Source organism: Arcticibacter tournemirensis (genome assembly GCF_006716645.1).
Classification (GTDB): Bacteria; Bacteroidota; Bacteroidia; order Sphingobacteriales; family Sphingobacteriaceae; genus Arcticibacter; species Arcticibacter tournemirensis.
The window spans coordinates 1,247,484-1,267,122 of sequence record NZ_VFPL01000001.1 but is presented as its reverse complement, the minus strand read 5'-3'; the positions used below and the strand labels follow the sequence as shown (position 1 = coordinate 1,267,122).

General features: G+C 40.2%; 25 protein-coding genes and 1 pseudogene. 10 read left to right on the top strand and 16 right to left on the bottom strand.

Annotated features, from left to right (window positions below; translation table 11 throughout):
* Positions 1-93 precede the first annotated feature (93 nt).
* From BDE36_RS05385 to BDE36_RS05365, 4 genes are all read right to left on the bottom strand, one after another.
* Positions 94-762 (bottom strand): hypothetical protein, encoded by a 669-nt coding sequence (locus BDE36_RS05385; protein WP_141814029.1) that lies wholly within the window; start codon positions 760-762, stop codon positions 94-96.
* A 156-nt stretch (positions 763-918) separates the two neighbouring features.
* Complete coding sequence (locus tag BDE36_RS05380) at positions 919-1,182, bottom strand: hypothetical protein (protein ID WP_141814028.1); 264 nt, start codon at positions 1,180-1,182, stop codon at positions 919-921.
* A 469-nt stretch (positions 1,183-1,651) separates the two neighbouring features.
* Positions 1,652-1,939 carry a hypothetical protein gene (locus BDE36_RS05375; RefSeq protein WP_141814027.1) on the bottom strand — a complete coding sequence of 96 codons (288 nt, stop codon included), beginning with the start codon at positions 1,937-1,939 and terminating at the stop codon, positions 1,652-1,654.
* Positions 1,940-2,707: 768 nt separating this feature from the next.
* Positions 2,708-3,667 carry an RpnC/YadD family protein gene (locus BDE36_RS05365; RefSeq protein WP_141814026.1) on the bottom strand — a complete coding sequence of 320 codons (960 nt, stop codon included), beginning with the start codon at positions 3,665-3,667 and terminating at the stop codon, positions 2,708-2,710.
* A gap of 277 nt (positions 3,668-3,944) precedes the next feature.
* On the opposite strand from BDE36_RS05365, the gene BDE36_RS23575 reads away from it, so the two are divergent.
* The 5 genes from BDE36_RS23575 to BDE36_RS05350 all read left to right on the top strand — a co-directional run bounded on the left by BDE36_RS23575 (position 3,945) and on the right by BDE36_RS05350 (position 5,735).
* Positions 3,945-4,151 carry a hypothetical protein gene (locus BDE36_RS23575; protein WP_161993435.1) on the top strand — a complete coding sequence of 69 codons (207 nt, stop codon included), beginning with the start codon at positions 3,945-3,947 and terminating at the stop codon, positions 4,149-4,151.
* A gap of 9 nt (positions 4,152-4,160) precedes the next feature.
* Positions 4,161-4,511: a helix-turn-helix domain-containing protein gene (locus tag BDE36_RS05360; protein ID WP_141814025.1), complete on the top strand. Its 351-nt coding sequence runs from the start codon at positions 4,161-4,163 to the stop codon at positions 4,509-4,511.
* A gap of 19 nt (positions 4,512-4,530) precedes the next feature.
* Positions 4,531-4,698: a hypothetical protein gene (locus tag BDE36_RS23570; RefSeq protein ID WP_161987545.1), complete on the top strand. Its 168-nt coding sequence runs from the start codon at positions 4,531-4,533 to the stop codon at positions 4,696-4,698.
* Positions 4,699-4,950: 252 nt separating this feature from the next.
* A complete protein-coding gene (locus tag BDE36_RS05355; protein ID WP_141814024.1) occupies positions 4,951-5,430 on the top strand; it encodes a DUF6932 family protein in 480 nt (159 codons plus the stop codon).
* A gap of 11 nt (positions 5,431-5,441) precedes the next feature.
* A complete protein-coding gene (locus BDE36_RS05350) occupies positions 5,442-5,735 on the top strand; it encodes a hypothetical protein (protein ID WP_141814023.1) in 294 nt (97 codons plus the stop codon).
* On the opposite strand, the gene BDE36_RS05345 is transcribed toward BDE36_RS05350, so the two are convergent.
* Positions 5,710-6,042 carry a PIN domain-containing protein gene (locus BDE36_RS05345; protein WP_141814022.1) on the bottom strand — a complete coding sequence of 111 codons (333 nt, stop codon included), beginning with the start codon at positions 6,040-6,042 and terminating at the stop codon, positions 5,710-5,712. The two genes, BDE36_RS05350 and BDE36_RS05345, sit on opposite strands and share 26 nt — an antisense overlap.
* A complete protein-coding gene (locus BDE36_RS05340) occupies positions 6,032-6,487 on the bottom strand; it encodes an excisionase family DNA-binding protein (protein WP_141814021.1) in 456 nt (151 codons plus the stop codon). Before BDE36_RS05340 ends, BDE36_RS05345 begins: the two co-directional genes overlap by 11 nt.
* 212 nt (positions 6,488-6,699) lie before the next feature.
* Here BDE36_RS05340 and BDE36_RS05335 point away from each other — a divergent pair, with 212 nt between their 5' ends.
* Positions 6,700-7,407: a helix-turn-helix domain-containing protein gene (locus tag BDE36_RS05335; protein WP_141814020.1), complete on the top strand. Its 708-nt coding sequence runs from the start codon at positions 6,700-6,702 to the stop codon at positions 7,405-7,407.
* A gap of 104 nt (positions 7,408-7,511) precedes the next feature.
* On the opposite strand, the pseudogene BDE36_RS05330 reads toward BDE36_RS05335, so the two are convergent.
* The 5 genes and pseudogenes from BDE36_RS05330 to BDE36_RS05310 form a co-directional block, all read right to left on the bottom strand.
* Positions 7,512-8,222, bottom strand: a pseudogene (locus tag BDE36_RS05330) (PD-(D/E)XK nuclease family transposase).
* Complete coding sequence (locus tag BDE36_RS24290; protein WP_141814019.1) at positions 8,200-8,427, bottom strand: PD-(D/E)XK nuclease family transposase; 228 nt, start codon at positions 8,425-8,427, stop codon at positions 8,200-8,202. Before BDE36_RS24290 ends, BDE36_RS05330 begins: the two are co-directional and overlap by 23 nt.
* 183 nt (positions 8,428-8,610) lie before the next feature.
* A complete protein-coding gene (locus tag BDE36_RS05320) occupies positions 8,611-9,279 on the bottom strand; it encodes a hypothetical protein (protein WP_141814018.1) in 669 nt (222 codons plus the stop codon).
* Between the two features lie 156 nt (positions 9,280-9,435).
* Positions 9,436-9,954 carry a hypothetical protein gene (locus BDE36_RS05315; RefSeq protein WP_141814017.1) on the bottom strand — a complete coding sequence of 173 codons (519 nt, stop codon included), beginning with the start codon at positions 9,952-9,954 and terminating at the stop codon, positions 9,436-9,438.
* Between the two features lie 331 nt (positions 9,955-10,285).
* Positions 10,286-11,125: an Rpn family recombination-promoting nuclease/putative transposase gene (locus BDE36_RS05310; protein ID WP_141814016.1), complete on the bottom strand. Its 840-nt coding sequence runs from the start codon at positions 11,123-11,125 to the stop codon at positions 10,286-10,288.
* 392 nt (positions 11,126-11,517) lie between these two features.
* On the opposite strand from BDE36_RS05310, the gene BDE36_RS05305 reads away from it, so the two are divergent.
* The gene (locus tag BDE36_RS05305; RefSeq protein ID WP_141814015.1) at positions 11,518-12,387 is read left to right on the top strand and encodes a macro domain-containing protein; all 870 of its coding nucleotides are present in this window, start codon (positions 11,518-11,520) and stop codon (positions 12,385-12,387) included.
* A 352-nt stretch (positions 12,388-12,739) separates the two neighbouring features.
* On the opposite strand, the gene BDE36_RS05300 is transcribed toward BDE36_RS05305, so the two are convergent.
* The 4 genes from BDE36_RS05300 to BDE36_RS05285 form a co-directional block, all read right to left on the bottom strand.
* The gene (locus tag BDE36_RS05300; protein WP_141814014.1) at positions 12,740-13,114 is read right to left on the bottom strand and encodes a type II toxin-antitoxin system VapC family toxin; all 375 of its coding nucleotides are present in this window, start codon (positions 13,112-13,114) and stop codon (positions 12,740-12,742) included.
* Entirely contained in the window at positions 13,108-13,323 is a 216-nt protein-coding gene (locus tag BDE36_RS05295) for a hypothetical protein (protein ID WP_141814013.1), read from the bottom strand. The genes BDE36_RS05300 and BDE36_RS05295 overlap by 7 nt, the downstream gene beginning before the upstream one ends.
* A 192-nt stretch (positions 13,324-13,515) precedes the next feature.
* Positions 13,516-13,986: a hypothetical protein gene (locus BDE36_RS05290; protein WP_141814012.1), complete on the bottom strand. Its 471-nt coding sequence runs from the start codon at positions 13,984-13,986 to the stop codon at positions 13,516-13,518.
* 46 nt (positions 13,987-14,032) lie between these two features.
* On the bottom strand, positions 14,033-14,440 hold the full coding sequence (locus BDE36_RS05285) for a hypothetical protein (RefSeq protein ID WP_141814011.1): 408 nt from the start codon (positions 14,438-14,440) through the stop codon (positions 14,033-14,035).
* A 263-nt stretch (positions 14,441-14,703) separates the two neighbouring features.
* Between BDE36_RS05285 and BDE36_RS05280 the strand changes: the two genes are divergently transcribed.
* On the top strand, positions 14,704-16,383 hold the full coding sequence (locus BDE36_RS05280; RefSeq protein WP_141814010.1) for a RagB/SusD family nutrient uptake outer membrane protein: 1,680 nt from the start codon (positions 14,704-14,706) through the stop codon (positions 16,381-16,383).
* Positions 16,384-16,481: 98 nt separating this feature from the next.
* Complete coding sequence (locus tag BDE36_RS05275; protein ID WP_141814009.1) at positions 16,482-17,321, top strand: DUF4595 domain-containing protein; 840 nt, start codon at positions 16,482-16,484, stop codon at positions 17,319-17,321.
* Between the two features lie 57 nt (positions 17,322-17,378).
* Here the strand turns inward: BDE36_RS05275 and BDE36_RS05270 are convergent, their stop codons facing one another.
* Entirely contained in the window at positions 17,379-17,939 is a 561-nt protein-coding gene (locus BDE36_RS05270; RefSeq protein WP_141814008.1) for a hypothetical protein, read from the bottom strand.
* Between the two features lie 390 nt (positions 17,940-18,329).
* Here BDE36_RS05270 and BDE36_RS05265 point away from each other — a divergent pair, with 390 nt between their 5' ends.
* Entirely contained in the window at positions 18,330-19,526 is a 1,197-nt protein-coding gene (locus tag BDE36_RS05265) for an ATP-binding protein (protein WP_141814007.1), read from the top strand.
* Positions 19,527-19,639 lie beyond the last annotated feature (113 nt).

The window sequence follows — 19,639 nt, the reverse complement described above, 5'->3', positions numbered from 1 at the left end:
AAGTAAATGGAGGCAATAAAAATCTATGAGAAAACCTGTATCCAGACGGAATATCCCTTTTTCCTAGTCTGTAGAGAAACCTATAACGAATTCCTACTCCCTAACTTTTATCTTTTTAAAGGGATATTTGCCTTTAGCGGGCCAGATCAGTTTTTTACCTTTCAGGTATAAAGTATCCGAAACAACTAAAGAAGCCATAAAATGAGATTTTAAAGGAATTGATACGACAAAGTTATTTGCCGACGAATCCTGAACGTTATACCTGATTGTACCAACCCTATCCCTGATAAATCCAGTGGTTGACCGTAGCAAAGAATCTTTATACCTGATCTCAACCTGGATAGTTTTTACTTTAAAAACTGAATCGGTAATCATTGGCCCTAAATATTCCCGGGTGAATTTGCGGCTATTTATATAAAAAGAGCTATAAATTGTACCTTTCCAGGATGACATGGCTCCAGGTTGCTCCTCTTTAATTTCAATCCTGGTTCCTGTACCAGTTGTCCTGCTCTCCACAACAGTCAGGGGAAGTCGTTCATAATCATAATCACTTTTCAAAAAAACCTCTCCATTTTCACCTGCAGACCAGTAACCACAAGCGCTAACACCTGTAAGATCATACGCTTTATTATACTCAAATGTGGAGTCCTTTTCAAGTTTAAGGTGTTCGGTATACCTGTTATAATAACCAGGTATAGACTGGGAGGTTCTACAAGAAATCAGAATAAACAATACAACAGGGAAAGCAAACTTTTTCATCATTTTTACTTGCTAAAATCCTATTAGTTCGTCATAAGGATATAATTTCTGGCCGTTTGGCTGAATAGAAAATATACCAAGTATATAATGATCAAATGATCCCGTAAGTGAAGTAGGGGTAGGAAAACGGGATGACGGTAAGGAACTCATGATAATCTATTATTTAGGCCAGATCTTGGCTAGATTTACCTTGTACCTAGTTTCATTAACAGGCGACACAACCGTCGCAGTTTTTAGTTTAAAGTTTATACTACTGCGTTCAATCGTATCACCGACTGCCTGAACATCATATTTATCAGTAATATAGAACACTGTATCCTTTTTATCGTAGAAGATATTCCAGGTAAGTCCGGTAGGTAAATCTGCAATCTCAAAACAATCATAAGTGTATTGACCACTGGTTGTAGAATACTTTTTTACCATTTCAACACTATTATCCTGATTTTGTATCCGGTAAACCGTATCCTTTAACTCGGCGCCCTGATTAAAGAGGCTAAGATAAGACTTACTTTTGGATAGGGAATAGTCTGATTTGACACATCAAGCTGTTTCTTCCGCATCTATTTAAAGCAAGAAATGATATTTCCGGAGATCATTCTATCCCTTACATCATTAGAGGTTTTTCATTAAACTGTGATTAATAGACCTAAAGCGTCAGTATTGGTTGGCTCGCGAGCTCCAGGAGTTGCTTAGTTATACTGAGTGGCGAAATTTTCGCTTGCAGCATTGATAGCGTAGGTGGCTGTTGTGAATGTTCCGCGAACGCCGGTTTTCTTATCGCCGGTTTTGGTCCAGGTTGCACCGGCATCTTTCGATACATCACTTCTACACTGATTTCTTTCGTCAGGTCAGGCTCTGAGAAGTTTGTTCCTCCGAACTTGAATCAACGCACTTAAGAGTTCAAGAAGTTTAACAAATCATTTATTGCTCTTTCTTTCTCCGGTTCCTCATTTGGTTCCAGTAAAACATTTATTAGTTCCCTATCTTCTGAGTAGCACCATAAAAGTATCCCTAACCGGTTCGATCCCCAAAAGTCTATATTTCCCCCTAGCTTAATTGAATTAAACTCCACCTGATTAAGCGAACCAAAATCACCTTTTTCAAAATGCTTATATGTTATTTCATAGTCCGTTAAAACCGGCGCGATTTCCTTCTTAAACCACTCAATATTTCTTTCCATAATCATTATTACTTAACCTTTAATATCGGGGACAAATTCTTAATTTGTGGCAAGAGGTCACCTCCTTGCTTTTCTAACGCGGCCTTCATTGCCTTGCTAGCATTAGGGCCAATCACCTTAAACCATCCTTCTTTCCCCCTTTTAATAGACTTTGTGTAGGTACCGAAAACTCTGCGTAAACGGATCCTTTTTCAGATGTTACCCTTCCGGCTATGGTTGTCCACACCCCGTCTGGATCGATGTTTCTAATAGGATTATTTTCTACATAATTATACGGAAAAAGCGTCTGCCCAATTCGGCAAGCGGATCTACCGTCATCCATCTCCCGATCACCGGATCATAGAACCTTGCGCTGTAATCGTATTGGTTGCCGCGCTTTTATTCTATCAACGTTGATTCTCACTCCGACTTTCATTTGAATATCATTCTCAGTGCGGGGTTGCTCTTGATAGTATGCCAAGGCCTCCTTTACGATTTTGATAAAAGTAGTATTACAAAGGCCGGTCACCGCTTGCTTTCTGACCAGGATAAACCGCAGGAATTAATCTCATCCCGCCTTTCCGGCGACTTCTTGTCAAAACCACAAATGGCCGTTGAAATATTCCTGGATCCTTTATTTTAAAGGATAAAATCCTCTGCAAGCCAGTGGCGCTGAAAAAAGCGCTGGGTTTCTTTACGTCAAAGCGAAAAGGTATCCGGCTAAAGAAAACAAAACCGAAGAACGGGCATACGGTGTTTGTGAGGGAGGTGGTGGTGTAGAAGGTAATATTAATTATACCTCAGCTTTTCTATCTGATCTTTTGCAAGCCCCGTAGATTCGGCGATAATATCTATTGATATCCCTTTTTTTAGCAAATTAAGGGCTATCTCAAAAAGAGTTTCGCGCTTGCCTTGTTCAAGACCTTGTTCAATGCCTTTTTCAATGCCTTGCACCAAGCCTTGTTCTATGCCTTCTCTTTTGGCCTTATCCAGTAAATATTCTCTGGTTCCCACAGTGGTACTCCTTCCTTGTTTTTCTTTTATTTGTTCCTCAAATTTACGGATCATTTCTGGTTTTTCAAACTGCACATAATATGTCAGAAAATCATAAATGGCCCGCCGTTCTTTCTTGTCCATTTTGCGTAACATCATCTGATCATAAAGATCATGCTTAATGTCAAGTAACTGACTATCATCTGCACCTGTGTGTCGCAGCGCCATCAGGGCCGTTAATACCACCACGGCAAACGGGTTGGGATTATCCCTTAAAGCGGCTTCATCCTGACCGAGGATCTTATAGCTGTTAAATTCATACCGGAAACGCGTTCCCAGAAACTCCTGCTCATAAACCCGGGGATGATACCCCGCATTGCTGTCTGCCAGTATCGCTATGGCTGTAACCGGTACTTTGTGTTTGCTTACGATCAGCGAATAGTACTCGTACATCCGGAGGGCCAGGTCAGCATGGCCTTTGGCCGACTGTGCCTCTACATGGATCAGCACATATTTCTCCCCTCCTCCCCTGAGTGACACCCGTACTAATTTATCAACATAACGCACCCCTTTATTATGGGGCATGGGAGGGAACATGCTCTGCAATTCTTTGTCGAGGTAAACGAATTTCTTACTTAAATCGAATATTTTATCGGCTTCCGGAAAAAAGAAAGTTAGAAAATGTACAAATGTTTGCTCGAGTACCGACTTCCACAAAGGATCGTCAACAGCTTCTTTGGATAACTTTGGTGACATGGTTGTTTCTGGTGATAACCAAAGCTAAAAAGCTTCGTACGGTTTTAAAAATGATGCTGGTCACACTTTGATGGATTAGATTAAAGCTCAAAAATATCAACTGACAGTAAGGGCAGAAAGCTAATCAAAATAGAATGAATGGTGCCTCTATTGATTACATCTGATAACGAAATCCTCCTTATACTATGCCAGATAACAATAATATCCTTGCAGGCAAAAAACTAAAAATCATTCGCCTTTCTCTATTATTAAGCAGAAAGACAGTGAGTTAAATAGCATGAACACCAGGATGGAGGAAAGAGTTCAACCTTACCCCACTGTATATGTATCAAGTCATGCTGTTCACGAAAATGCTGAAAAGATAGTTCAGAAGAAGCTATTAATTGAATCGGTCCGGACCAGATTATACATCCTTTTTCTGCAAAAGGTTCTGGATCGTAAAAGAATGGGATCGAACAATACATACCATTATAAAAAGCTTTAGTATTGTACCATGTCCGCGGTTGCCAAAGTATTTTATTCAACGTATGCAATCTTACTTGAGATCGCCTACCGCGTCTGGAAAGTGCGGCACAAGTATGGCTTTTCGATCGGGGATATGGCTTTCCTGATGGATACACCAGTATCGTTTCTCAAAAAAATTGAAAACCCTACGCTTAACGTTCCTCCCTCCTCTCTGAAAACCAATGCCGGGGAGTATCAGTTGTCGCCCAAACAAAAAATAGCATACTATAATTTAGACCAGATCGACTTCACCCGGGCCATATTTACAGACGAGCCCCTGGATGTTTTGGTTCCTTCTACCCCTCTTCCCAATGACCGGATAGAGGTAGAAGTAGCATGATTTCTTCTCAAAACCACAAATGGCCGTTGAAATATTCCGGGACATTTATTTTAAAGATAAAATTCTCTGCAAGCCAGTGGCACTGGAAAAAGCGTTAGGCTTTTTCACGTCAAAACGAAAAGGTATCCGGCTAAAGAAAACCAAACCGAAGAACGGGCATACGGTGTTTGTGAGGGAGGAGGTGTAGGATGGATAACTGTAATTATTACCAGCAAGAACCCCTAAAAAGTTTCAGGGCCAGGGAAAAAGAAAAATTTGAAAAAAGAGCTCAAGGAGCTTAGGAATATGATTCTGTTAAAGAAGCTGGAGAATCGATGTAGGACCACCTGGATACCAAAGTAAATTGATCGCCATTCGGGAAAAGGAAATTAAGTGCTTAGAGGATGGGGGCAAATAAGAATAATATTTTTTATTATTGCTGAGAAAATTATAAATTTTGATGCTCAAATTTAACTCGAAGGGGCTTTTGACACCTAACAACAATATCCCTTGCGATTTAGATAATTTCAAGGAAGAGTTTGTTCTGAATATTAATAGCAACACCAGAACTTCTCTTTTTAATAATTACATTGGATATTCAAAAGCCCTAAAGGAATTAGTGAGTGGACAGCCTCTGTTGCAATGGATCGATGGATCTTTCGTCACTAAAAAACCTGATCCGGAAGACATAGATATTGTTACATTTATAAATAGTGAGTTCTTGAATCCTTTAGGCACTAATATTGATAGCTTTAAATATCCTGATTCGTTAGCACAATTCGGAGTAGATGCTTATATTGTTAAAATATATACACGGGAAGATAAAAGATATCCCCTCTACGTGGGGGATCAATTATACTGGATGGATAAGTTTGATAAAACCCGGCGTAACAGAAATGGGATAAAGAGTAGCAAAGGATTTATTGAAATTATTTATTAATTTTAATTATTATGAAAAAGGCTGATATTTATAAATTGACTGATCTTATTGAAGAAGTGAAGAAGATTGATGCCATGATCTTATTGCATCAGAATATTGATGAATCACAATTTATGGTTAGCCAGTATGAGGCAAAAAAGACTAAGCTTATTGGCGAAATCATTGATGAATTAGCAGCACCTTCTGTACAATCTCCCCGGAGTTTTTCTTTAATACAACAAATACTTCTGAAGTTTTATCCGCCTCTAAGCGCGGACGATCGGCTCTACAATGACGATATCAGTAAACTGGCAGCAGTGATTTAGCCCTTATCGCAGCTGCCGGCACATGACGGTCATCCTCGTCTGGAAGGTTCAGCTCTGTTATCAGTCCATGATAGTTCTTGACCAGCGCATCTGGAAAAGCTTCATTGGCCTTTTGTACACGCTTCAGCGCCTCAGCTTCATTTACTCCCTTTCTGATCATTACCTCTTTCCATTCATCAAAAATGTTATCACTCCATTTTGGAGTATAAAGCTCGTAATACGCAAACCAAAACAGCAAGTCTCTGACGACTATTGGAAAAATTACATTGGTATCAAGTACAGCCTTAAACCTGACACTATGAATCATAAAGCCCTAGTTCTTCGTCAAAACTCATTATGTCAATAATATTCTTTTTCTGATCTTTCTTTATCTTTTGCTTATATGCCACTACGTCCTCATACCTGATCCTACGGTGTTTTCCAACCTTTACAAAATCGATCTTACCATCTTCCAAAAGCTTGACCAGATACGGTCTTGAACAACCAATTATCTCAGCAGCTTTCTGTGTGGTTACTTCTGTTGCCAGCGGAACAACTGAAAACGGTATTCCCTCACTCATCGCCTTTAGGATTTCCCCCAAAAGTTCCAATGCCCTAAAAGGGATTTTAATCCGCTCATTGGTTTCCTCAATCTCAATCTCGGCTCCCTCCACATTAATGCGCGACAGCACAGAGAACAGGGTAGGATATGATTCGATAGCGACTTTCTGCTCCAGCTTAGAAGGTCTCCGTATCTGCTCCAGTATTTTCATTTGAATAATTTTTCCACAAAAATAAACGAAATAAACGAAATGAATTCGGATAAATTCCTGTTATAAAACAGAAGAATGCTACTCCAGAATGTCAGGTAACGTCCATCTGCTTCTAAGAAGTAGATCCAGTCCGCACAAGGTTGAATATAGTGTAGGAGTTCTGGATCGTAAAAGAATGTGATCGGACAATATAAAAACTTTAGTATTGTGCCATGGCTACGGTTGTCAGAGTATTTTATTCAACGTATGCAATCTTACTTGAGATCGCCTACCGCGTCTGGAAAGTGCGGCACAAGTGTGGCTTTTCTATCGGGGATATGGCTTTCCTGATGAATACACCTTTATCGTTTCTCAAAAAAATTGAAAACCCTACACTTAACGTTCCTCCTTCTTCTCTGAAAACCAATGCCGGGGAATATCAACTGCCGCCCAAACAAAAAATAGCATACTATAATTTAGACCAGATCGACTTCATCCGGGGCATATTTACAGACGAGCCACTGGAAGTTTTGGTTCCCTCTGCCCCTCTTCCCAATGACCGGATCGATGTAGAAGTAGTATGCCAAAAAAGCACCGGCACCCGGAAGATTACCATTAACCTAAAAGACGAACAAGGCAAGCCCGAACTCCTTTACGATTTTGATAAAAGTACCATTACAAAGACCGGCCCCCGCTTGCTCTCTGATCAGGATAAGCTACGGGAATTAATCTCAGCCCGCTTGTCTGGCAGCTTCTTCTCAAAACCACAAATGGCCGTTGAAATATTCCGGGACATTTATTTTAAAGATAAAATTCTCTGCAAACCCGTGGCGCTGGAAAAAGCGTTAGGCTTTTTTACCTCAAAACGGAAAGGTATCCGGCTAAAGAAAACAAAACCGAAGAACGGGCATACGGTGTTTGTGAGGGAGGAGGTTGTGTAGTTCTGCTCGCCCTTACAGGTTTTTTATCTCTTCTTCTGAAAGGTCTGTGAATTTCAGGATTTGGTAAATGGGAACCCCTTCTTTCTTCATTTCTCTGGCAATAGCTACTGCTTTTTCATGAGCACCTTCTGCTTTTCCTTCTGCTTTTCCTTCTGCTTTTCCTTCTGCTTTTCCTCTTGCCTCAGCCTGGAACTCAGCATATTTATGGTATTCTCATAATCCCATTTTGCGAATGGTATGCTTTCATTGGCACGCAAGAGATCGCTATCGCTAAGTTTTGCTTTTAAGCTGGCTTCATACATCATTCGTTCCTCCTTATTTAGTCTGCTTACTTCGGCAATACTGAACAACTTCTGAAAGATCCTTTTATTCAGCAATGCCGGTATCTTATTCAGTTTACTTAAGTTCTTTAGCAGGAACAGCCAACGGTCTACATCTGTTTGCAGCTCCTCTTCCGATTTATCAAAAATAGGCAATTTATCAGAAACTATCAGTATTCAATGGCCTGATAGAGCCCTTCGGGGTTCGATGAATTTATACTGCAACTTATTGTAAAATATTTCTCCTGTTTCCCTGTCTGTCAGAAAGATATCACGGATATACCGTCCCGGAACCACAGGCGTTTCCTCCAGTTTAAACTCCAGGAGGCCAATCATGTAAACTCCCGTCAGGTTATAGTCCCAGCTTGGGGCACCCGCCGGTAACTGCCGGTTAATAGCACGGGAAACATAAAACACTGACCGGTCTCTGAAGAAAAACTGAGAGGCCCGCTGCATTTCCACGATAAAATCCTCACCCTGATCGTCGCGGCACATCAGGTCGAAAAATACCTTTTTTGTGTTCATCGGTATCGCCGATCTGTTCTGTGGGCAAATAAACCAGATCTATTATTTTCTTTTTCCCTTCGAACAGGGCATTCAGAAAGTCTATTAAAAGTGCTTTATTCTGTTCACTGAAATAAAATTTAAAGCCGAAATCGCTCAGGGGATCTATAAAACGGCCTTTTAGTGGTTCGTCCATTGCTGTAAATAATGGTTTGGTATGGCAAGTTAGCGGTTCGTTTATAGAGATAAAATGACGGTCGTCATTTTATCTTGGGTTTTTATGAAAGTAAATGGAGGCAATAAAAATCGATGAGAAAACCTGCCTTCCAGACGGAATATCCCTTTTTCCTAGTCTGTAGAGAAACCTACAACGAATTTCCTACTCCCTGACTTTTATCTTTTTAAAGGGATATTTGCCTTTAGCGGGCCAGATCAGTTTTTTACCTTTCAGGTATAAAGTATCACAAACAACTAAAGAAGCCATAAAATGAGATTTTAAAGGAATTGATACGACAAAGTTATTTGCCGACGAATCCTGAACGTTATACCTGATTGTACCAACCCTATCCCTGATAAATCCAGTGGTTGACCGTAGCAAAGAATCTTTATACCGGATCTCAACCTGGATAGTTTTTACATTAAAAACTGAATCAGTAATCATCGGCCCTAAATATTCCCGGGTAAATTTGTGGCTATTTATATAAAAAGAGCTATAAATTGTACCTTTCCAGGATGACATGGCTCCAGGTTGCTCCTCTTTAATTTCAATCCTGGTTCCTGTACCAGTTGTCCTGCTCTCCACAACAGTCAGGGGAAGTCGTTCATAATCGTAATCACTTTTCAAAAAAACCTCTCCATTTTCACCAGCAGACCAGAGACCGTAAGCGCTAACACCTGCAAGATCATACGCTTTATTATACTCGAATGTTGAATCCTTTTCAAGTTTAAGGTGTTCGGTATACCTGTTATAATAACCAGGTATAGACTGGGAGGTTCTACAAGAAATCAGAATAAACAATACAACAGGGAAAGCAAACTTTTTCATCATTTTTACTTGCTAAAATCCTATTAGTTCGTCATAAGGATATAATTTCTCGCCGTTTGGCTGAATAGAAAATATACCAAGTATATAATGATCAAATGATCCCGTAAGTGAAGTAGGGGTAGGAAAACGGGATGACGGTAAGGAACTCATGATAATCTATTATTTAGGCCAGATCTTGGCTAGATTTACCTTGTACCTAGTTTCATTAACAGTCGACACAACCGTCGCAGTTTTTAGTTTAAAGTTTATACTACTGCGTTCAATCGTATCACCGAGTGCCTGAACATCATATTTATCAGTAATATAGAACACTGTATCCTTTTTATCGTAGAAGATGTTCCAGGTAAGCCCGGTGGGTAAATCCGCAATTTCAAAACAATCATAAGTGTGTTGACCACTGGTTGTAGAATACTTTTTTACCATTTCAACACTATTATCCTGATTTTGTATCCGGTAAACCGTATCTATCGTATCCTTTAAATGCAAAGAAAGGATGTAGTCAAACGCGCCCTGATGCGTTGCTGTGCTATCAAGTTCGACTGGCGAATCGTTTTTTTTATTCTCCTGAAGATAAACATTTTGACCAACGACAGAATCATTCTTTGCAACCTTATCCTGCCCTTTATATCCACATCCAACTACAACTATTGACGTTATTATTGATAATATTTTTTTCATCTATTAGGGATTAAATATGGAATTCAAATAAGGATTCCATTTAGTATCAGACGTTGGGGGCCTTAGCGACTCCGGTACAGGGTTGGGAGTAGTTGAGGTTGTCCCATTTATATTCTCGATAAAAGATTTCCTTCCTGATAAACCTCTTCCAGGCGAAATACCCAAGCGGCAGGTTAAGAAGAATTGAAATAGCGCTGCTTATTCGGACGGACGCTACCACCCGGATTAGGAAAAGCTGCGCAATGCCGGTTTAAATTAACCGGAGCTTCCGCACAAAAAAGGCACCTGTGAATTAAACAGATGCCTGATATTTTTTGAATGAAAGAGACTGTTAAAGCTTTTCTATCTCTGCTATGGGCAAACCTGTACCTTTTGCTATATCTGCAACGGCAACTCCTAATTTTTTAAATTCACGGGCTATAGCTAATTTTTCATCCTTCTTTTCCCGCTCCGCTTTAGCCCGCTCTTTTTCAATGCCTCTTACTATCCCTTTGCGATATAAAGGGTCTTTTTCTTCTTTGAAAAATGTGCTAACCGATTCCATGGCTGTATTGAATTGTTCTACTAAATTACGTAATTGCGCTAAAATTCGCAACTGGTTGAAATATTTGTTCTTTGAAAGATCACTCTCTGCTTCCGTGCGGATACCCGTCAGGATCTGCCCGATTACCTGCTCTGCCGAATCCTTTCCGAACTCTCCCAATACTGCTAATACTTTTTGCTCGGGTTTGTTTGACTTTAGAAAGAATTTATAATCAATCTCTGAGAGGCTGACGATCCGGTATCGGTACTGAAGGTCCTCTTCATCGATGCAATCTTTCATGGTTAGCTTTTCGCTCCCCATATAAAGAACATACTGTTTTACCGGCAACTGGTATTTTCTCCGGGCCATCACCCGGTATTCAAGCATTCTTGATAGCATATTTGCATCATTCCGCGACTGCCACTCTATATTCAGAATATAGGTTTTTCCGCTGCCGTCTGTTACCTTTGTTAAACGGTCAGCTTCCCGCTCTTTCGTTTGCTGAAGCTTGCTGGTAAGGACCTCTTTTTTAACGATATTGATTCCCAGTACGTGCTTAATGATCCCAGGGAGGGCTTCGTCCTGGTTCTCCTTCATTATTTTATCGTACCGGTTTGATAAGTCTGCCTCTTCAGGCGTTGTTAACATGGCGGGTGATTTTTTGTTTATTCAAACTTAAAAAGTTTAGGCTTACAGAATTTGATCTGCGTCACTTTTAGAAACACTTATTTTCTACTCACTTAATCTGACACGAGATAATTTTTTAAATAATGAGAACGTTCGTTCAGTTAGCAGGCAATTAATAAAATGGAAGATAAATGGCAGCGTGTTCAGGTTAATCTAATAAAGACAGAGGTTTTTAGATTGCTCGAAGAGAAAATATAGAGTTATTTTGTAATATTACCTTAAGATCGAGCGCTGAGCAGTCTGTGTAGATAGTTTAATGAAATTATTAGGGAACTTCTAATGATTTCATTGAAAACAAGAAATTTGTTACCGAATAACACATCGGAATAACTGGCCTCATATTCCTTTTTTTGATGATCGAACTCGTTACAGGGTATTTATTAAAAGCTGATGTACAAGCATTGGTGAATACCGTTAACACCGTAGGTGTAATGGGTAAGGGAATTGCCTTACAGTTCAAAGAGGCTTTCCCCCACAACAATAAGGTTTATGTTGAAGCTTGTAAAAACAAGGCACTGGCACCAGGGAAACTACTTCCTGTTTGGGACTCGAATTTACTATACGGGAAGAAATTTATCATTAACTTCCCAACCAAAGTACACTGGCGATATCCATCCAGATATGAGTATATTACAGAGGGACTAAATGCCTTGCGGAAGCTTATTATAGATGAAAATATTCAGAGTATTGCCATCCCGCCACTTGGTGCGGGCAATGGAGGCTTAGAGAGCTTTGGTGAATACAGCAGTCTCTTCGCCGCAAATAAGCTAGCCTATTTTCTCCAACGCATGGGCCAAAAACTGCGGCTGGACTTTAAACCACATCTTTATGGACCCTATGCTGTGGGTGTCGAGAAAGTGCTTTATCATCTTAACGGCGTTTATTTAAAAGGTCTAGAGCAAGGTCAGGCGACTCCGTTTGAGCCGCTTAAGTTGAACTACAAAACCTGGGACGAGGTAAACAGGTATGTTGGAAGTATGAATGATGAGGATCGGGATAGACTGCAGAGAATGCTGCTTTTTCTCAAAAACTTCACATCCGAGCTTTCTTTGGAAATCCTGGCATCCGTTGATTTTATTCTGGCACAACACCCCCAATATTCTGTAAAAGATGTTATTGGAGCATTATGGACAAATCGAAAAAAAGATCTTTTTAGGGAAGAAAGCATACTACGGGCTTACGAACACTTACAAAATCACAAAACATCGTTAACTTCTCTTTAGATGTTAATTGAGTATATTTGGTTATATTAAAAAGGACATGCTATGTCAGGTGTTAAATAAGAAGGAGATTCACAAACACGAGCAAGCGCGAGCTGTGGTTAACGACAATGTAAAAAGTTATGCTGGCGAACCTTTTTTTATAGAGAAAGCTGCTAAAGCCAGGATAATTTTAGAACGCGTTGGTTTACCTGGTCAGAAGAAAAAATAGCTTGCAAAATAGAAATTCTGTGAGTCTGTAAAGGGAGGCTCTCACCCTCAGTACCTTTTTCTATACCTTGCTGATGACCTAACTCCAAGCCTTTTTTTAGCTTTATCAAGGAAATATTCTCTGGTTGCCACTGTGGTACTCCTTCTATCGCAGAATCTTTAATCCTTCAATTCGCTTGAAATGTTTTTTATTGAGTGTAACTAATGGAAGTTCATTAACGATACACGTTGCTGCGATAAAAATATCCCGAAACTCGATCATTTGATTGCTTAACCGAAGCTTGTGGTAAATTTCTGCTGCTTTCTGAGCTACTGCATCTGTAAAAGGAAGTACGATAAAGTTCTCAGTTATTACCGAAACGTCCTGTTCTTTCTCTTTAGTGGTAGCTCCCATGTAAAGTTCGTACACTGTGACTGCAGAAATAAAAATGCTGGTATTTTCAGATATCTTGTAAAGGGTAGTTGATAGTTTGTCTTTTGCCCGGAGGTGCTCAATGAAAATTCCAGTATCCGCTACCATTGTTGGGGCTTTAAGTTTTCGAAAGCCCTTTTACCTTCTTCAAAAACCTTAACGTCGTCATCAGACCAAACAGAGACATTAGCCAACTTTTTCCTGAATTCTGATATGTCCGTTTGTTTTTCAGGCTGTATAACAACACCAAACTCCTTTAGGATCTGCTTTACCAGAGAGCTTTTTGCTGCGGGGATACTGATGGTCAACCTTTCCATATTCAAATTTACAAATATTCAGAACAATAATTATGCTAATGATTGGATTGTAATATATGAAAATACAAAATTTCTGCCAACTGGCAAATGTCTGCCATCGAAGATCCCTGGAATTTTACTGTTGGTTATTTTACCGGAAATGGATTGGGCTGGCAGAACGGAGGTATCGACGATGGCCGTCAGAATAGGGCTTTAAGGGTTATATTGTTTCAATACTTTTCGAGTAATACCTTTTTTCTCTGGCCAAATCTCTATTTTATAATAATCATCGCCCTCATCGCCTTGCACACTTGCAAGATTTGAAGAATAAACTCTTACTCTATATTGTCCAGGGTTCACTTTTAATTCTAATTGTACAGAAGAATTTGGGCAATCTTGTATTTGCAAAACTCCAGAAACTACATCTATCCCGCCTTCCACTACATGATCATATTTCTTATATTCACCTCTGCCTGGCTCGTCCAATATTTCAAGTTCGCCTTTAACCGGGCCATAACACTCAGTGTACACCCCTATTGTTCCTTCCACAATCCCTAAGCGCTCCGATACTGCGTCATCAGGCCAAAGGTCTGTTGACGCAGTATCCAATGAGGCGTCTTTATCGACTATATAGAATTGATTATACTGAGTATAAAAATGAAGTTTGTATACCTCTCTTTTCATTGTATTTGGGAAATAGGTAGTGCAAAAATATAGTTATATTTTCTTATTATTTTACCTTCACAAATCGCATCCCACATGGTTCGAGGCAGTGTGTTGGCCATGTCGGGCCCATGGCAAGAGTGTCATCTTTAATTGAATACCAATATTCTTGTTCTTTTTTGTTTGCTTTTAAAAAGGTGATCGTGACGCTGTCTTTGATAACATATTGGTTGAGATCGCCAAATGCTGTACCTCCGAGTTTACCATTCCGTTTAAATTCCACGATCTTTTTACTATACTCTTCATCCACTGGTTTCCAGCGTCCGCTTCCATCTCCGGGGTCAGCCAGGGACTCGGATAACCTCCACTTTCCTAACAGCGCCGTCCTGTCCAACCCGTCCGGACCATCTCCCCGTTCGCATGATAAGGTTATTACGGAAATCAGCGTAAGTAATACATAGCTTAATGTTTTCACAATTATGGAGTTTATAATTTCTGCAATTACGGATGAACTTGAGAAAGCGCTACAAAGAACTCGCTTTTCATTTCTTTCTTTACAGCTTTGATGACAGAAAGCTGCTCCATACGCAAAACATCAAATACTATGCTGAAATTCAACAAAATACAAAATGGAATATCTGCCCGATTTCTTACCTGAAATGCCCTTACTCAAAACGCGTTCTTCTTACTTGCACAGAAGGAAACTAATACATACATTGGTTTCAAAATAATTCACTGATGTCTTATCATGCCTTCTCAAAAAACATCAAAGTAAAAGCATCTTTAAAGGTCCTATTACTGATTTTCTTCTCCTGCCATCTTGGCTCCTGCAAAAAGGACGCCTCAAATGAGGAAAGTTTAACGATCGAAGTGTATGATGCAACCCAATGGTCTGCAGACTTCCCCGATGGACGACCGGCAGAATCAGCAACAGTTTCGCTCTATTTAAGTAAACAGGATTATAAAGATAAGAGGGCCTTTAAAAGTCAAAAAACTGATATTAATGGAAGTGTTGTTATCAATGCAGCACCCGGAAGCTATTTTATTGTTGCAGAAAAGGAACGGGCGGGAAAAATCCTCAGCAACGTAGTTGCTACAGGCACTTCTGCTTCGGGATTACCACAAGGTTTCGCATTGGAAGGCCTTTTTCAATCCGAGCAGGAAATTAACAATAGTCCCGGCCAGGCGTATGCCAAGCCCGGAAACTTTAAAAGAAAAGATATAAACGGTGACGGGATTGTAAACGAAGCCGATCTTGCCGAGCTTCCCTATGCCAGTATATCTGTAGGGATGAATGGAACTCCTGCTACAAAAATCATTATAGGAGCCATTGACAATTCAGGATCTGCGCCAATTGTCAAAAATGCTACCGACCTGAAATTCGCCTTAAACGCCGCATATTTAAGCATTTATGATGTGCAGAAACAATTTAACGCAACAGATGCCGTGTTGAGCGACGATGCTGATGGGACAGGCAGCTTAACAGGTTACAGACATTTTGACGACTTTTCTTTTGACGCTTCTGAAGGCTCCATATTAACGCTTTGGAATACTGCATTTTCTGCAGTTACCAGGATCAATACCGTGATTTATTACGCCTCTTATATTGATCTCCCGTCAGCTGAAAAAGAATTATTTACTGCAGAAGCAAAAGGACTCAGGGGATATGTGTACCTCATGCTGGGAAGCTATTTTGGCAACGTGCCTGTAATCACGTCTACAAACCTATCTGCTACGATTTCGCCTGTTACACAATTCCAGGCAACTGTATTTCAACAGGTTAACAACGACCTGGAAGAAGCACACCGCATTTTGCCTCTTAGCTGGCCCGAAAGTGACCGTTACAGGCTCAGTAAAGCCGCAGCAGCCGGTCTTTTGGCCAAACTGGCGATTACAAAAAAAGATTATAACGGTGCTTACCAATACACTACTGAAGTAATAAACAGTAATAAGTATTTATTCTCATCGAACGCAAATGCAGTATTCGAAAGTTTGAGTGATAAAGAGATCCTCTGGAATGTTAACCAAGCAAACCAGGAAACTTATTTCTACGAAACATTTGGCAGGGGGCGCTTTCATTCAATTTTACGTCTCACGGAGATATACCTGATCATGGCCGAAGCTCAATTAGCAACACGCCAATACGCGGAAGCATCCTCTACTCTTAGTATTCTGGCAGGCAGAAGAAACATCGCATTTACTCCGTTCGCTAATGCAGAAGAAGGATATACACAACTGCAAAGTATCTGGAAACAGGAAATGTTTAGAGAGGGCAATCGTTTTACGAGCCTGATCAGGTGGAATAAAGCAGCAGAAGTACTGGGAAATAAGGGCTTTAAAGCTCATCATATTCTGTTACCCATTCCCGAAAGAGCCCAACAACTTAATTCCCACCTTCAGCAAAATCCGGGCTACTAGACAGAGTTAATCAGATTGCATCCGAAAAATATCCCTCCGGCTTAATATTATTAAATCCTTATCTTAGCCCTCAACACTTTAGGCTTATTATAAACTTTATGATCAAAAAATTTACTCTTATCTACCTTATCTCAGCAGCCGCATTCCTCTTTGCCTGCAGCAAAGAAGAGAGATCGGACAAGCCGGATGAAAAATGCCTGGTTTCAGGCATTGAACAAACTGATTCAATTGGGAAGAACACCCAGACCTATTCTTTCGAATATGATGATCAGAACAGGATGATCCAGGCCAATGCTACAAGGGATACTGCCTTTAAATCGTTCGATTTCCAGTTTAGTCCGGGGAAGTTGATCATGAAGTCGAGATTCGGGGGAACTATCGATTTTACGCTTGATGAACAGGGCAGGATAAGCAGCTATACTGGTGCAGATCCGAATAACACGACTGTATTTAAGTATAACCAGGAAGGTTATCTCATTGAAATAGTGGCAACTTATAACTTTACCCGATCGGACGGAACTGTAGGGCAGCCCTCTGTCCATACGAGCAAGCTGACTTACACCAATGGTAATCTTACAAAGATCAGCGGCAAGTGGAATTCATCTTCTATTGTAGAGCTGACAACATTTGAGTATAATAATGAGGAAGCAAACACTTTGTTTGGAATCAATGCTCAGCTGGATCAATTTACTTATAACTATACCCTCCCCGGCTACTATGGAAAGACCTCAAAAAACGAATTGGTGAAAGCCACTCAAACTAACGAATCGGAAAATGCTCCTGTGAACATCATCACGTTTCAGTATGAAAAGGATCCGTCGGGAAAAATCCGGTCAATTGTCAGCGTTTTTAAAAATATATTCAAATCTCCGGGGAAACCGGACAAGATTTCCACGTTCTACAGGAACAGGTTTACGATTAAATACACATGTGATTAATGCAAATGGGCTGTAACACCGCCTGTCATATCCACAGACGGTGCTCATTAACTTTCTTTAAAAATCCAGTTGTTTCACTCTCTTCTCGAAACATCGGAATACCAGATTAATATCCACGAGGTGTCGTTTCCCCTGGGTATCCTGGTACTTACTTAAAAAATAAGCGCCCTCCATTTCAGTCGGGGAATTACCTAATTCCTTGTACATATTCCGGTATCTTCCTCCATAAGGATAAAGAGTTACACCTGGCTTAGTTGAGATGCCATAAGCATCACCTAGTACTATAAATGGAAAAGCGCCTTTTTCGGTTCCTGGAAATCCGAACACGAACCGATCCAAATGATTGGCATAGGGACTATTATCGAGTAACTTACCAGACCAGGGCTTGATAAACGCAAGCTTTGCCGTATCTACACCATTCTGAGACAAAATCCCTATCAAATCGATCTCATTTACGCTCTTTATGTTACCGGAATAATATTGGCCGCTCTCTTGTGCAATAAAGTCAAAATGGACAGTGAAATTAACATCTTTGGTGATAAGTTCCGAGTAGGGGAATACAGCGAAAACGCGAAGGGGACTCCATTGATGCCGCCATATACAAATATACATACTCATAGTAATGGTTGAAAAATACACGGAGAGGATATTACTCTAAATATCTTAAATTGAATCATTCCTCACGAGCGCTTCATCCTTGATCTGTATTGTGGATATGGCTTTCTTGATTGATAAACAGGTATCGTTTCTCAAAAAATTGAAAACCCTACGCTTAACGTTCCTCCTTCTTCTCTGAAAGCCAATACCGGGAAATATCAACTGTCGCCGAAACAAAAAATAGCATACTATAACCAGATCGACTTCGTCCGGGGCACATTTACAGACAAGCCATTGGAAGTTTTAGTACATTCTATCCCGCTTCCCAATGATTTATCTTCTTCCGTCGAGAGTATAATGCTCTACAAATATAGCACTTTTAGCTAAAAAGTGCTATATTCGTAGAGCATTATGGAAGAACTTAGAATCAAATCAGCCGCCCTGGTAAACAACCAGGCAATGAACTTCAAAAGAACTCTTTATCACAAAATAGACTGGACTAACAGGTTAATAGGCATCCTGGGGTCAAGAGGAACGGGCAAAACAACTTTGCAACTGCAAAAGCTCAAAGAAATCACTTCAAAAGGTGAAGATGCCATATACCTTTCACTTGATGATATTTCTTTCACAAAGACCAGGCTTATCCAAATTGTCGAAGCATTACGGCTTGAAGGGGTAAAGTACTTTTTCCTTGATGAGGTTCATAAATATCCCGACTGGGCAAGAGAAATCAAAAATATCTATGATTTTTATCATGATATTTCCATCGTATTCACAGGTTCATCCATTATTAATATGCTCCAGCTTCCGGTCGACCTCAGCAGGCGTGCGCTTATACATGAACTACCGGGGTTATCATTCAGGGAATTCCTGGAATACGATCAGAATATTGTATTCAACACCTGTACCCTCGAACAAATCATTAAAGACCATCAGTCCTTAGCCTCTAAAGTATTAGAGAAAGTACAGCCTGTTATGCTGTTCAACGCCTATCTTTCAAACGGTTATTATCCCTTTTATAAAGAGAACAAGGCCTCTTACCCAACACGACTGCTGCAGGTAATCAGGCTGGTAATAGACTACGACCTGGCATTTATTGAAAATATAGACCACCAGAATATAAGAAAAGTGTTCCAGTTACTTGGTATTCTTTCTGAACATGTGCCATTTACCCCCAATATCAATGATCTGAGTAAGAAACTCGCCATGGGGCGTAACACTCTGGTTCAATACCTCCATTATCTTGAGAAAGCCCGGCTTATCAACAATATTTATGCCTCGGGTAAAGGGTTTGGAAAACTGGAAAAACCAGGAAAGATCCTTCTTGAAAACACCAATTTGTTTGAAGCATTATCCGTAATAAACCCTGATAAAGGGAGTGTAAGGGAATCTTTCTTTGCCAGCCAACTGAAAAATTCAGGATATAATATAGAATTACCGGCAAAAGGGGACTTTCTCATCAACCATCAGTATACCTTCGAAGTAGGGGGAAGGCAAAAAGGCTATGAGCAGATTGCCGGCATCCCCGATTCATACATCGCCTCAGCTGATATAGAACTGGGCGTTAAAAATAAAATCCCTTTGTGGCTGTTCGGTTTTCTCTATTGAGGGCTCCTTAATCGGAAGGCTATTGACAGGTCGTATAAGCGCGAAAATCGCCGATCAGTATTAGTTTTTTTGGTAATCCTTAATTAATACTAGCATAACATGCTAGAGATACT